Genomic DNA, 12,841 nt, shown 5'->3' with positions numbered 1-12,841 from the left:
TGAAATTCGTGGGCCATTAGCTCAGCTGGCAGAGCACCTGACTTTTAATCAGGGTGTCGGAGGTTCAACTCCTCCATGGCTCACCAAAATTTTTAATTAATAAGACGCAATGTAAATTTTGGTATTAGGCCATCGAGGCCGTCACACCATTTAATATCTTAATATCGCGGGGTAGAGCAGTCCGGTAGCTCGTCGGGCTCATAACCCGGAGGCCACTGGTTCGAATCCAGTCCCCGCAACCAATTTAAATATTATGGACTTAGATTCTATGCTTTTTAAAGCATAGTTTTTTTATTTTAATTCTTCTTTATTATAGGTTGACCAACCTAGGATATCATAAACTATTCAATAACTAAGTATTGATTCAACAATTTGACTTAATCCGATTAAGTAAACAAGAGCTACTATTAATTGATTTTCAAATACTCCTAAGAATCCACTTGTAATTAAAGCTATTCCTATAATCATGCGGATTATACGATCGATGTTTCCAACATTTCTTTTTAAAGAGATCGTCATTTATTATCACTCCTAAATTCATTATTGGCTTCTAATGCTTTTTCTATAACCTCCTTAGATTCCGGATACTTAAGAAATTCAGCATGGATTTTAGCAAAGGCTTTACGAAATTCTTGGCTTTCTTTTAACATTTGGATCCCTACTTCAGTGGCAGCAATGAAGGCTTTTAGTGTTTCATCATATTCTTTAGGGTCAGAATTTTTTAGTTCATTTAAATTATCGATAGCTAATCTTGCAGAGAATTCAGTCATGAATTTTTCTAACATTTTTAATCCCACCTTAATATTTAAATTTGTTTTCTTATTAATTATACTGTGTAATTCTCATATAATATATTAATAGCTATTAGACAAATATAGATACTACATAATAGCCAAGTAAAATTTATAATTATACTTCAAATAAAGTCGGTTATATAAGATATTTAATTGACTTTAACTGTAATTTGTGTAATATTTAACTTTTTAATTAGCAGGAAAAGAGTATTTATAGTAGAAGTAAGATACTAAGAAGAAATTAATTCTTAATAAAAAAGGGGGATTTATTATGAATATCTTAGATGTGATTAAGAATAGGAGAAGTGTTAGAAGGTATCGGGATAAGTCTGTATCAAATGAGTTAATAGAAAAGATAATAGATGCTGCTCGCTTTGCACCGTCCGCCCATAATGATCAACCTTGGAAATTTATTGTAACTAAGGATGAAGAGAAGCTAGAACAGATGAGTGAAGATAGTAAATACGCTAAGTTTTTATCGTCTGCACCAGCAGCAATTGTAGTATGTGCTGATTATAAAAATTCACATCAAAGAGAAGGGATTTATGATTATTCCATAGATTACTTTTGTATTCAAGATACAGCAGCTGCAATTCAGAATATACTACTAGCAGCACAAGGCTTAGGTTTAGGAACCTGTTGGATAGGAGATTATGATGAAGAGAAGTTAAGTAATCTATTTAATATCGAGGACCCGTATTATCCAGTTGGAATCATTTCACTAGGATTTACTGATAAACTACCAGGTACTCCTAAACGTAAACCTTTAGAAGAGATATTGTGTTATGAAAAATTTGAAGAATAATAAAGCAATTAGCGGGAAAAAATAAATATATGATATGCTTGACAAACTTAAAGTTTGATGATATATTGTCTATAGTTAAGTATTCAGTGTGGTTTTCCCCGATAGCTCAGTTGGTAGAGCAGATGGCTGTTAACCATCGAGTCGTAGTCGGGGAGCCAATTATTTTTACCTCTAGCTGATAATGAATTTCATTATATATAATATGTTGATTTTTACAATAAAATAACTATAATTAAAGTTATTAAATAGTTACTGTGTTATAAGACAAAGGTGAGTAGGACTAAAGATCCCCTTTATTTCCTCCTTTAGTACTGCAAATCCCCTTTTAATTGCAATACTCCCTGCGTCTTTTAATACAGTAATTTTTTATTTGACAAGAAACTAGAAGTATGGTATTCTATAACTAACCCCCAAGGGGAGGGTGATATTATTTTTATTGTGTTTTGTGATAAAAAACACAATGATTAGGTAATAGGAGGGCAAAAAATGATACCAGATAATACTATTAGACGCTTATCTTTATACTTAAGAGTATTAGAAAAATTGAAGGCAAAGGGAACTGAAGTTATATCTTCAAAACAATTAGAAGAAGAGTTTGGTTTGAAAGCGACTCAATTTCGAAAGGATTTAACTTACTTTGGGGAGTTTGGTGTGAGGGGAGTTGGATATGAGGTAGAAGATTTATTAAAAAAGCTAAAAAAGATTTTAGGAATGAATGAGGAAAAAACAGCAGTATTAATTGGGACCGGACATATTGGGACTGCTTTGCTCAATTTTAATCAACAGAATCAGAATTGTAAAGTTCGAATTGAAGCAGCATTAGATAATAGTCAAGATAAAATCGGTTCTAAAGTAGGTGCAATAGAAGTAAAGCCAATAGGAAATATTCCTGAGGTGGTTGCCCAAATTAAGCCTGCAATAGGAATAGTAGCAGTTTCACCAGATGCTGCACAGAAAGTTGTTGATTTGTTAATTGAATATGATGTTAAAATCTTATTAAATTTTGCTCCAGTTAATTTAGAAGTTCCTTATGATGTATATTTACAAAACGTTGACTTGACTTTAGAATTACAAAATTTGTTATATTATTCTGAAAATCTAGCTAAATAATTTATTTTTCGGCTTGGCTTGACTTTATATGACAAAAATCATATAATTATATTACAACGTTATACCCCTACCCAAGGGGAATGGAGGTGATTATTTGTTCCAGTGTAAAGGCTGTGGTGAATTAATTGAAAAATTGAGACCTAAATTTATTGATGTAATTGTTGAAGGCGAAGAACAGACTCCACCAAATGTCAAAGAGTACTTATGTCCAGAATGTAATGAGATAAATTATATTTTAGACCTCGAACATTGTAAAAAGTGTAAATATTCACAGAAGTTTTTACGAGACCCTCAGTCTGGTCGAGTCCTTGCTACTGGATGTAGAGGAAGATGTCTTAAGGAGGGATTAAATTAATGGATGAAAAGTATAAAGATGGTTATGTAGAAAAGAATTATATGGAGGCTTTTGATGGTTCTGGTGAAGAAATTGGAGAAGAAGTTTTAAATTATTTTGAGGAACTTTTTAGCTTAGAAATGCCTTTAGGCAGAATGATGAAGATGATGCCTGGTATGTTTAAGTATGCAAAAAGAGGTAAGAAGTATAGAAAGAATCTTATGAATTTTGCTCCGGAGATGATGCCGATGATGAAGGATGCTATCAAAGATGCGGTAGGCTTAGGAAATAAGGAAGAAAGGGGTGTTTAGAAGATGCTAGAAAAGGCTAATGACTGGAGTGACACTTTTTATGATAAGTGGAAGCCAATAGCTATGGGTTTTGTGAATGGAGCTGAGAAGTGTCTTCAATGTGGGAAGTGTACAGGACAGTGTCCGGCAGCAGCAGTTAATCCTAGTTATAATCCGCGAAAGATTATATATGATTTAGTTAATGGTAACATAAAAAGAGTATTATCAAGTGTAGAGTTATGGCAATGCTTCTTTTGTAGTGGTTGTTTTGCTACTTGTCCCGTAGATATTAACTTCCCTTTCTTTGTTTTTATGCTTCGTTTAGGTGCTATGAGTCAGGGCTTTGGTTGGGAAGATGTAAAGCAGTTAGAGAAGTATGCTGAGAAAGATTATCTACAAGATGGAATAACTGTTTCTCCCGAAGAGAGAAATCCATATGTTATTGAAGAAAGAGGCGATATAGCTGATATTCGTCAAAAAGCAGGTATGCCACGCCAAAGAGAAGTTTCTGATGAAGCTATTGCTGAAATTAATATGATCTCTGATTTAAGTGGAATGACCAATTTTATGAAAAAGATAGGTGGCGTAGAATTATATGATTGTAGTAAGTGCACACCAAAGATTGAAGAGAAATGCAAAAGTAAAGAGCTACCAAAGAAAGTTGGGAATGTAAAGACTCACTATCGTTTTTATAATTATGGAGTTCCAATAGGAGGTGCCGATAATGCATAAACTTGATAAACTAAGTGGTATTAGAGAAGAAATTGTAGCAGATATTCCAATTCCAGAAGAAATTTTTTATTTTCAAAGCTGTGTAGCTAGTAACAAATATCCAGGTATTGAGTCATGTACATTAGATGTCTTAAATAAGTTAGGAGTTAAACCTTTCGTATCAGAAGATCAGACATGTTGTGGTGGATTTGTGACTTTTGCTAATGTAGCAGCCCCAACAGCTTCTATGCCGGCAGTGGCTAGAAATATTTCTTTAGCAGAAGAAGAAGGTTTAGATATATGTGCTGTTTGTAATGGGTGTTGGACATTTTTAAATGAGTTTGGTCATTTTATGAATGGCAATGATGAGGTAAAAGAAAGTGTAAACATGATGTTAAATATGATGGGACGAGAATACAAAGGTGAAAGCAATATCTTTCACATAGGTGCTATGTTATACAAACTTAAAGATAGAATTGCAGAGAATGTTGAACGTCCTTTGGAAGGGTTAAAGTTTGCTACTCACTATGGATGTCATTATTTAGGTGGAGGGAAATATGGAGCAATCGATGATGCTCAGCATCCAAGTTTTATACAAGAATTAGTTGAGATTATGGGTGGAGAGAATGTAGATTATACTGCTAGCGGTGAATGTTGCGGGACAGGTTTTACCCAAGTAATTAATGACAAAGAGAAATCACTGGATCATTCTCAAATGAAATTGGAGAGTGTTAGGGATGAAGCAGACCCAGACTTTGTCATTGTTTTATGTCCTTATTGTCTAAGTCAGTTAGACCGTATGCAACAGCAGTTAGATTATAGAAGAGATGTTAAATTAGATATTCCTATTATTCATATAACTCAGTTGGCTGGTTTAGCTTTAGGTCTCCCTAAGGAGCGTTTAGCTTTTGATGCTCATATTGGTGGTCAAGATCGATTTAAAAAGGCATTAAATAAGATTGGAATCGACTATTAAAAGTTTTTGATTATAAAGACATGGAGGGGTAAAAATGAGCAAAAAAGCATTAGTCATTGGTGGAGGTATAGCAGGAATTAATGCAGCGGTTGAACTTGCGAATAATGATAAATTAGTTATCTTAGTAGAAAAGAATGGAGAATTAGGTGGAAATGTTAATGATATGGCTGCGACTTTTCCAGAACTTGATGAGGCTCAACCGCTTTTAGATGAGCAAAAGAGTAAGGTAGAAGATAATGAAAATATTGATATTAAGTTTAATTCAGAAGTTATTTCAGTTAGTGGTAAAGCTGGTGATTTTAAAGTTGAGATTAATGAAGATGGAAATACAGTTGCCGAAGAAGTGGGGGCTATCATTGTAGCTACAGGATTTAATTATATGGAGCCTAATGACTATAGTGAGTATGGCTACTCTAGATTAGATAATGTAGTTACTAGTCAAGAGTATGAAAGAATGGTGATGAATGGTGATATCAAAAAATATAGTAATAGCAATGTAGTATTTGTTCATTGTGTTGGTTCTAGAGATAGAGTAAAAGGGTATCGTTATTGTTCAAAGATATGTTGTACTTATTCTGCTAAGCATGCTCTACTTCTTAAACAAGAGGTCCCTAGCGCTAATGCATTTGTCTTCTATATAGATATTCGTGCTTTAGGCAAAGGCTATGAAGAGTTTATCCGAGATGCAATTGAAGACTATGGAGTGCGTTATATAAGAGGGCGTGTATCTAAAGTAATTAATAAAGAAGATACTCTTTTAGTGAAAGCAGAAAATTCATTGATTGGTAATCCAGTCGAATTAAACGCAGATTTAGTTGTATTGGCGTCTGCAATGGAACCACAAAAAGACTCTAAAGAATTAGCTGAAATTTTAGGGATTGAAACAGATGATTATGGTTTCTATAAAGAGGCACAATCGAATATGGAACCTGTTAAGTCTTCTAAAGAAGGGATTTTCTTAGCTGGTAGCTGTACTGCTCCGCTTGAAATTAGAGAAAGTGTAGCTATGGGAAAAGCTGCTGCTAGTGAAAGCTTATCTTTCTTAGGTTAGAAAGGAAGTGATGATTAATGTTATATAAGATTGGTTCAGACCAAAAAAAGAATAGAATCTTACAAAAAATAAAGAGTAGTGGTAACGATAACCTTAATCAATGTTTGCAGTGTTATAAATGTGGGGGCATGTGTCAAAAGAGTGATAAATTCGATTATACTCCCCGTCAAATATTAGAACAGATAATTGATGGTTTAGAGGAGTCTATATTAAATAGTAGAGCGATTTGGATCTGTGAAACTTGTAATGAGTGTAAGATAGATTGTCCAGTAGCGATAAATTTTAAGAAGATAATGGCAAGTTTACGAGAGATAGCTAGAGAAGAAGGGATTGAACCGAATACTGAAGAGGTTAATAGAAAATTTGTTAAGAAAGCACATTGTCCTAAAAAAGAGGATGACTAAAGACTGATAAAAGGGGTGAGAGTTAATGAAGGTTGAGATGTCACCAGAAGATAACGGGCTTTTTAACGAGATTTTGGAAAGAAGTGGGCAGAATATAAAGGAATGCTATCAGTGTACTAAGTGTTCAGGAATCTGTCCTTTTTCTTCACATATGGACTATTCCCCGAACCAAATATTAGAGATGATCTTTCATGGAATGAAAGAGGAGTTATTAGAATGTAGATCTATTCAGATGTGTATAGGATGTGCTACTTGTGAGGCTAACTGTCCATCGGAAGTAGAAATGTATGAGATTATGCGGGTATTGCGGGAAATGGCCGATGAAGAAGGGGTAGAGTCAAGAGAAGAGAATATGCTTCTTTTTAATGAAATATTTTTAGATATAATTAAAGATAATGGTAGATCACATGATGTAGGACTTACTCTTAAATATAATGCAGCTAAAGGTCAATATTTAAAAGATGTGATTTTAGGACCTAAGATGTTTATGAGAGGGATGATGGGAGTTGGAGACCTGATTCCACCAAAGATTAAGAATAGAAAAGAAGTTAAAAATATTTTTGATAATGTGGCTCGAAAGAGAGGGGGCATTTAAATGAAATTAGGATATTATCCTGGTTGTTGTATGGAATCTACTGGTCAGGCTTTTGGAAAGTCCACAGAAAAGGTTTTAGAAGCATTAGGTGTTAGTCTAGAAGAAATAAATGATTGGAATTGTTGTGGTTCAACACCAGCTCATCAGGCTGACCATTTGTTATCGTTAGCTTTGTCTGCTAGAAATTTAGTTCAGGCAAGTGAACAAGGTTTAGATAAGATTACAGCCCCTTGTGCTGCTTGTTATAATCATCTAAAAGCTGCGGAAGTAGAGTTTGAATCTCATGCTGATGAAATAAATGAAGTATTAGAGAAACCACATAAGGGAGATGTTTCTGTTTATAACTTATTAGAGGTTTTAATCGAATTAGTAGGTATGGATAAGGTCAAAGAAAGAGTGAGTAATCCTTTAAAAGGTCTAAAAGTTGCACCATTTTATGGTTGCCTTCTGACTAGACCAGCTAAGGTTACTAACTTTGATCATCCGACTAATCCACAGAGTATGGATAACTTATTAGAAGTTTTAGGAGCAGATGTTGTTCAATGGGGAGCTAAAACCGACTGTTGTGGTGCAGGCTACTCTTTAACTGGTACGGAGATAGTATTGAAGCATTGTGGTAATATTTTAGAAGAAGCTAAGGGTGTGGGTGCTGATGTTATTGCGGTTGCATGTCCATTATGTCAGCTTAATTTAGATACTCGACAAAGCGAAGTAGAAAAAGAGTTAGGAAGAAAGTTGAATATGCCAGTAGTATATATTACTGAATTATTAGGTTTGAGTTTGGGGTTACCAAAATCAGAACTAGCTTTAGGTAAGCGATTAGTAAGCTCAAAGCCAATTTTAAAGAAGAGAAAAGTTATTTAAGGAAGGTTTAAAGTGAGCTTGATTTTAAACCATAGATTGTGAATATAATTGAATAAAAGAATGTATTATGTATATTAAGAGGTCTGTTAAAGATAGCAGGTCTCTTAATTTTTTTGTTTAAGGATAGAAAAGATAATTAGCAATATTCGATTTAAATGCAATATGAATAGCAGTATATTGTTAATATAAATCACAAACAATAATCTTGCGTTTTGTTATTTGAATTATTCTTTTGATTATACAAGGAGCTTAGATGTCAATTATAACTGAGATGAGCAGATATATAACTATTTGTGATCCCTCACAAATGGTTATTTAGCCAATAATATTTATAGAATTTAAGGGGGGATGCTATGATGGCGATAGAGATTTGGCTTAAACTTGGCTCAATGATTATTGCTGTATTGTTATTGTTTCTGAAACGCAAGGGGATGAAAGAGTACCTGCCAGTAGGAATGTTTGCTAGTTTATACGCTCAAACCGGGGACTATATAGCTAAATATTTTGGATTATGGAATTTTCCTAATAAACATCATCCGATTAGAGTATTTAGAGTAGTAGATGATGTCTCTATAGTTGTGGATATGGTTGTAGTGCCTATCTTAGTGATGTTTGGAGTAAGGTATACTCCTACTAAGTTAAAGGCAAGAGTTCGTTGGTTCTTTATTTTGGCGACTAGTTTAACTATAATTGAATTTTTGATTGAACGATTCACTAACGCATTAGAATATTATAATGGTTATGATTGGTATCACTCATATATATTATGGTTTATAAGTTGGTTTATTTGGTTTGAATTTCATGCCTGGTTCAGTAGAGAATAGGAGATTTAAACCTTTAGAATAAGAATAATAAATTAGAATGAAAGGATATGATTAATGACTACTCACGAAGAAATAAGAGAAGTACAAGTAAAGTTACATCAGTTAACTCATGAAAATTGGTATAATCATGACTTTTTAACGTTAGATTGGTGGTTGCTTATAATTGTTATGATTTTTCCTTGGATTATATGGTGGAAACTTGTTGACAAGGATAGCTTGATAGAGATAACCCTCTATGGTCTCTTTATAGCTCTATTCTCTGGTATTTTAGATACAATTGGATTTAGCTTAGGACTTTGGAGTTACCCTAATAAAATTGTTCCTATTAATCCTCCTTTATTTCCTGCCGACTTTACATTATTGCCAGTAACATATATGCTTCTTTATCAGTATTTTACTTCTTGGAAGCCATTTATTATAGCGAGTACTATTGTTTTTGGAGTTTATACTTTTGCTGGTGAGCCTTTTCTTGAGTGGTTAGGGGTCTATACTACTTATTCGTGGCAGTATGTCTATTCTTTCCCGATTTATGTAGCCATGTCAGTCTTCTGTCGCTGGTTAGTAAAACAGATGCAGAGGATTATAGATAAGAAAGAGAAAGAGAATCAACTCTTGTATACATGGCTATATGTAATATTGCAAGATAATAAGAGGTTACGTGAAATGAAAGAAAAAGAACCTTGGTGGGAATCTATTCTTAATTTATTTAATAAATAAAGAACGAATAACTTTAAGCCAAATTCTAAACAATAATAGATGAACTCATGTTTTGAAGAATCTGAAATATAACTTAAGGGTGAAGTATATGTTTAGAAGATTAATTAATAAAGCTAAGGATTCGTTGATTACAAAGAAACAGAAGAAGAAAGAACCCATTTCTAAAGATATAGAGAAGAATTATGAACGGCTTAAAAAGCTGTTTGCAAAGAGTGAAGATGTTACTATTAGAAGATTTACTATGGGTAAGGGGAAGGTTAAGGTCTTTGCTTTATTTGTTGATGGCATGATAAATAAAAAGTTAGTTGATGATGACATCCTCAAGCCTCTAATTTTGAAGACCCGTAGTATAGACCCTAGTAAAGAGAAGATTAAAAATATATATAACTGGGTTAAGGAGAAGGTCTTAACTGCTGACCAAGTTAAGGAGACCGATGATTTTAAAGAAGGTGTAGATGCTGCCTTATCCGGAGATACAGCTATCTTCATCGATGGTTACAATCGGGCTCTTTTAGCCAGTACTAGAGGTTGGGAAGAGCGTGGTGTCCAAAAGCCAATGGTAGAAAAGTCAGTTCGTGGACCTAAGGAAGCATTTACAGAGACACTGCGGATTAACACTTCTCTGTTAAGAAGGAAGGTTAAAGATACTAACCTTAAATTTGAAAGCATGGTTATCGGTGAGATTAGTAGGACTTTGGTTTCAATAAGTTACATAGGAGGAATTGCTGATCCCAAAATAGTTAAGGAGGTAAAGAAACGGTTAAAAAGTATTGAAATAGATGGTATTCTAGATGCTGGTTATATTCTAGAATTAATCGAGGATAATCCTTTATCACCTCTACCAACTATGTATCGGACAGAACGTCCGGATGGAGTAGCTAGTAAATTATTAGAAGGAAAAGTAGCTATTATAATTGATGGTTCACCAGATGTGATAACGGTTCCGACTATCTTTATGGAGTATTTAATCGCCAGTGAAGACTATTATCAAAACTCATTATTTAGCACATTTACTCGTTGGCTAAGGATTATAACATTTATTGGAACTCTCTTCTTACCTCCGCTTTATGTAGCAGTAATTAGCTTCCATCAAGAGATGTTACCTACACCATTAGTGATTAGTGTTGCTGCTGCTAGAGAAGGTGTACCTTTCCCAGTTGTAATAGAGGCTATACTTATGGGGTTATTATTTGAGTTATTGCGAGAAGCAGGAACTAGAATGCCCCGTCCTATAGGGCAATCGGTCAGTATTGTTGGCGCTGTAATTGTAGGACAAGCAGCAGTTGAAGCTGGTTTGACAAGTACACCAATGGTTATGGTAGCAGCTTTAACTGGACTTGGTATCTTTGCTGTTCCTTCTGTAGATATGGCTTTGGCTCTAATTCCATTACGTCTTCTTTTAACTATCTTTGCATCAGTATTAGGACTATTTGGAATCTTAGCAGGCCAATTAATTATTACTATTCATATGGCTTCTTTACGTTCTTTTGGGATTCCTTATCTTTCTCCATTAGCGCCAGGAACATATCAAGGCTTAAAGGATACCTTAGTTCGAGCACCTTGGTGGGCTATGAACACTCGACCACAGCTTATGACTGAGAATGAAGTACGGCAGGATATTAATCAACAACCACAAGACCCAGAAGATGATGAATCAGATTTGCTTAATGAATAACTTTAATCTAAGTGTTAGATAATATAACCGTATATAGATTAAATGGAGATTAAAAATATAACCTAAGGGTGAACTATATGTTTAGAAGGTTAATCAATAAAGCTAAAAATTTATTTTCTAAAGGTAAAGAAAAGAAGCATATGAAGAAAGATGAAATGCAGATTTCTAAGAATATAGAAGAGAATTATAAACAGATTGAAAAATTATTTGCTAAGAGTGAAGATGTTACTATTAGAAGATTTATTATGGGAAAAGGTGACGTTAAAGCTTTTGCTCTGTTTATTGATGGCATGATAAATAAAAAGTTAGTTGATGATGATATTCTAAAACCATTAATGCTAAGTACTCGTAGCATTAAACCTAGTGAAGAGAAGATTCCTAATGTATATAACTGGGTTAAGGAAAGGGTCTTAGTTACTGATGAATTAAAGGAGACTACTAGCTTTAAAAAGAGTGTAGATGCTGCTTTATCGGGGGATGCAGCTATCTTTATTGATGGTTATGATCGGGCGCTTCTTGCCAGCACTAGGGGTTGGGAAGAACGTGGTGTTCAACCACCAACTACTGAAACCTTAATTCGTGGACCTAAGGAAGCCTTTACAGAGACTCTACGCATTAATACTTCATTGTTGAGGCGTAAGATAAAGAATACTAAATTCAAACTTGAAAGTATGGTTATTGGTGAAGTTACTGGAACTCAAGTTGTGATCGGTTACATAGAAGGGCTTGCTAATCCTAAAATAGTTAAGGAGGTAAAGAAGAGGTTAAAGGATATTGAAGTTGACTCTATCCTCGATACTGGATATATTGAGGAATATATTGAGGATAATCCCTTATCACCTTTACCAACTATGCATCGAACAGAACGTCCAGATGCAGTAGCTAGTAAATTATTAGAAGGTAAAGTGACTATCTTAGTTGATGGTTCACCATCAGCTTTAACAGCACCTACTATTTTTATGGAATTCTTATTAACTAGTGCCGACTACTATCAGCGAGCAATCTTTAGTACCTTTACCAGGTGGTTGAGATATATCTCATTTGTTATTACTCTCTTATTACCGGCTCTCTATGTAGCGGTAATTAGCTTTCATCAAGAGATGTTGCCTACGCCGTTAATTATTACTATTGCTGCTGAAAGAGAAGGCGTTCCGTTTCCATCTTTCGTAGAAGCGATATTGATGGGATTAATGTTTGAAGTCTTAAGAGAGGCAGGGACTCGTATGCCACGGCCAATCGGTCAGGCGGTCAGTATTGTTGGTGCTTTAATTTTAGGTGATGCAGCAGTTAAGGCTGGATTAACTAGTACACCAATGATTATTATAACTGCATTAACCGGGATTGGAGTCTTCGTCATTCCTTCTGTCGATATGGCATTAACCTTAATTCCATTACGTTTTTTATTAGCTCTATTAGCTGCAACCTTGGGCTTATTTGGAATTTTATTAGGGATGTTGATAATTACTATTCATATGGCATCTTTACGTTCGTTTGGAATTCCTTATCTTTCTCCATTAGCACCAGGAACATATCAAGGCTTAAAGGATACCTTAGTTCGAGCACCTTGGTGGGCTATGAATACACGACCACAGCTTATGACTGAGAATGAAGTACGTCAGGATATTAATCAAAAGCCACAGGACCCAGAAGATAATGAAGAGAATTTAATCGATGAATAACAGGAGGCTTAA

General features: G+C 34.4%; 16 protein-coding genes and 2 tRNA genes. 16 read left to right on the top strand and 2 right to left on the bottom strand.

Going from position 1 to position 12,841, the window contains the following annotated elements; translation table 11 throughout:
- Positions 1–10: 10 nt before the first annotated feature.
- Both BM077_RS04050 and BM077_RS04045 read left to right on the top strand, forming a co-directional pair.
- A tRNA-Lys gene (locus BM077_RS04050) sits at positions 11–86 on the top strand.
- Between the two features lie 79 nt (positions 87–165).
- Positions 166–242, top strand: a tRNA-Met gene (locus BM077_RS04045).
- A 103-nt stretch (positions 243–345) separates the two neighbouring features.
- Here the strand turns inward: BM077_RS04045 and BM077_RS14180 are convergent.
- A complete protein-coding gene (locus BM077_RS14180; protein ID WP_089748211.1) occupies positions 346–519 on the bottom strand; it encodes a YgaP family membrane protein in 174 nt (57 codons plus the stop codon).
- Positions 516–785: a hypothetical protein gene (locus BM077_RS04035; protein ID WP_089748212.1), complete on the bottom strand. Its 270-nt coding sequence runs from the start codon at positions 783–785 to the stop codon at positions 516–518. The genes BM077_RS14180 and BM077_RS04035 overlap by 4 nt, the downstream gene beginning before the upstream one ends.
- Before the next feature lie 280 nt (positions 786–1,065).
- On the opposite strand from BM077_RS04035, the gene BM077_RS04030 reads away from it, so the two are divergent.
- The 14 genes from BM077_RS04030 (at position 1,066) to BM077_RS03960 (ending at position 12,829) form a co-directional block, all read left to right on the top strand.
- Positions 1,066–1,599: a nitroreductase family protein gene (locus BM077_RS04030; RefSeq protein ID WP_089748213.1), complete on the top strand. Its 534-nt coding sequence runs from the start codon at positions 1,066–1,068 to the stop codon at positions 1,597–1,599.
- Between the two features lie 486 nt (positions 1,600–2,085).
- Positions 2,086–2,709, top strand: coding sequence for a redox-sensing transcriptional repressor Rex (locus BM077_RS04020; protein WP_089748214.1), 624 nt, complete (start codon positions 2,086–2,088; stop codon positions 2,707–2,709).
- A gap of 94 nt (positions 2,710–2,803) precedes the next feature.
- Positions 2,804–3,064 (top strand): hypothetical protein, encoded by a 261-nt coding sequence (locus BM077_RS04015; RefSeq protein WP_089748215.1) that lies wholly within the window; start codon positions 2,804–2,806, stop codon positions 3,062–3,064.
- Positions 3,064–3,354 (top strand): hypothetical protein, encoded by a 291-nt coding sequence (locus tag BM077_RS04010; protein WP_089748216.1) that lies wholly within the window; start codon positions 3,064–3,066, stop codon positions 3,352–3,354. The genes BM077_RS04015 and BM077_RS04010 overlap by 1 nt, the downstream gene beginning before the upstream one ends.
- Before the next feature lie 3 nt (positions 3,355–3,357).
- Positions 3,358–4,065, top strand: a complete 708-nt coding sequence (locus BM077_RS04005; protein WP_089748217.1) for a 4Fe-4S dicluster domain-containing protein — start codon at positions 3,358–3,360, stop codon at positions 4,063–4,065.
- Positions 4,058–5,020, top strand: coding sequence for a CoB--CoM heterodisulfide reductase iron-sulfur subunit B family protein (locus tag BM077_RS04000; RefSeq protein WP_089748218.1), 963 nt, complete (start codon positions 4,058–4,060; stop codon positions 5,018–5,020). Before BM077_RS04005 ends, BM077_RS04000 begins: the two co-directional genes overlap by 8 nt.
- 34 nt (positions 5,021–5,054) lie before the next feature.
- The gene (locus tag BM077_RS03995; protein ID WP_089748219.1) at positions 5,055–6,071 is read left to right on the top strand and encodes a CoB--CoM heterodisulfide reductase iron-sulfur subunit A family protein; all 1,017 of its coding nucleotides are present in this window, start codon (positions 5,055–5,057) and stop codon (positions 6,069–6,071) included.
- Positions 6,072–6,088: 17 nt separating this feature from the next.
- On the top strand, positions 6,089–6,475 hold the full coding sequence (locus BM077_RS03990; RefSeq protein ID WP_089748220.1) for a 4Fe-4S dicluster domain-containing protein: 387 nt from the start codon (positions 6,089–6,091) through the stop codon (positions 6,473–6,475).
- Between the two features lie 25 nt (positions 6,476–6,500).
- On the top strand, positions 6,501–7,070 hold the full coding sequence (locus tag BM077_RS03985; protein ID WP_089748221.1) for a 4Fe-4S dicluster domain-containing protein: 570 nt from the start codon (positions 6,501–6,503) through the stop codon (positions 7,068–7,070).
- On the top strand, positions 7,071–7,934 hold the full coding sequence (locus tag BM077_RS03980; RefSeq protein WP_089748222.1) for a CoB--CoM heterodisulfide reductase iron-sulfur subunit B family protein: 864 nt from the start codon (positions 7,071–7,073) through the stop codon (positions 7,932–7,934).
- Between the two features lie 356 nt (positions 7,935–8,290).
- Positions 8,291–8,758, top strand: coding sequence for a CBO0543 family protein (locus BM077_RS03975; protein ID WP_089748223.1), 468 nt, complete (start codon positions 8,291–8,293; stop codon positions 8,756–8,758).
- Positions 8,759–8,812: 54 nt separating this feature from the next.
- Entirely contained in the window at positions 8,813–9,475 is a 663-nt protein-coding gene (locus BM077_RS03970; protein ID WP_089748224.1) for a CBO0543 family protein, read from the top strand.
- Positions 9,476–9,563: 88 nt separating this feature from the next.
- Positions 9,564–11,150: a spore germination protein gene (locus BM077_RS03965; protein WP_089748225.1), complete on the top strand. Its 1,587-nt coding sequence runs from the start codon at positions 9,564–9,566 to the stop codon at positions 11,148–11,150.
- Between the two features lie 77 nt (positions 11,151–11,227).
- The gene (locus BM077_RS03960; RefSeq protein WP_218124641.1) at positions 11,228–12,829 is read left to right on the top strand and encodes a spore germination protein; all 1,602 of its coding nucleotides are present in this window, start codon (positions 11,228–11,230) and stop codon (positions 12,827–12,829) included.
- Positions 12,830–12,841: the final 12 nt, after the last annotated feature.

This window comes from Candidatus Frackibacter sp. WG13, from assembly GCF_900114655.1.
Lineage (GTDB): Bacteria > Bacillota > Halanaerobiia > Halobacteroidales > Acetohalobiaceae > Frackibacter.
Note: the sequence above shows the minus strand (reverse complement) of the source record. Positions and strands in the feature narration are given on the sequence as shown.

Coding starts and splice junctions, on each gene's coding strand:
- BM077_RS14180 (WP_089748211.1), bottom strand. CDS start 519: ATGACGATCTCTTTAAAAAGAAATGTTGGAAACATCGATCGTATAATC.
- BM077_RS04035 (WP_089748212.1), bottom strand. CDS start 785: ATGTTAGAAAAATTCATGACTGAATTCTCTGCAAGATTAGCTATCGAT.
- BM077_RS04030 (WP_089748213.1), top strand. CDS start 1,066: ATGAATATCTTAGATGTGATTAAGAATAGGAGAAGTGTTAGAAGGTAT.
- BM077_RS04020 (WP_089748214.1), top strand. CDS start 2,086: ATGATACCAGATAATACTATTAGACGCTTATCTTTATACTTAAGAGTA.
- BM077_RS04010 (WP_089748216.1), top strand. CDS start 3,064: ATGGATGAAAAGTATAAAGATGGTTATGTAGAAAAGAATTATATGGAG.
- BM077_RS04005 (WP_089748217.1), top strand. CDS start 3,358: ATGCTAGAAAAGGCTAATGACTGGAGTGACACTTTTTATGATAAGTGG.
- BM077_RS04000 (WP_089748218.1), top strand. CDS start 4,058: ATGCATAAACTTGATAAACTAAGTGGTATTAGAGAAGAAATTGTAGCA.
- BM077_RS03995 (WP_089748219.1), top strand. CDS start 5,055: ATGAGCAAAAAAGCATTAGTCATTGGTGGAGGTATAGCAGGAATTAAT.
- BM077_RS03990 (WP_089748220.1), top strand. CDS start 6,089: ATGTTATATAAGATTGGTTCAGACCAAAAAAAGAATAGAATCTTACAA.
- BM077_RS03985 (WP_089748221.1), top strand. CDS start 6,501: ATGAAGGTTGAGATGTCACCAGAAGATAACGGGCTTTTTAACGAGATT.
- BM077_RS03980 (WP_089748222.1), top strand. CDS start 7,071: ATGAAATTAGGATATTATCCTGGTTGTTGTATGGAATCTACTGGTCAG.
- BM077_RS03975 (WP_089748223.1), top strand. CDS start 8,291: ATGGCGATAGAGATTTGGCTTAAACTTGGCTCAATGATTATTGCTGTA.
- BM077_RS03970 (WP_089748224.1), top strand. CDS start 8,813: ATGACTACTCACGAAGAAATAAGAGAAGTACAAGTAAAGTTACATCAG.
- BM077_RS03965 (WP_089748225.1), top strand. CDS start 9,564: ATGTTTAGAAGATTAATTAATAAAGCTAAGGATTCGTTGATTACAAAG.
- BM077_RS03960 (WP_218124641.1), top strand. CDS start 11,228: ATGTTTAGAAGGTTAATCAATAAAGCTAAAAATTTATTTTCTAAAGGT.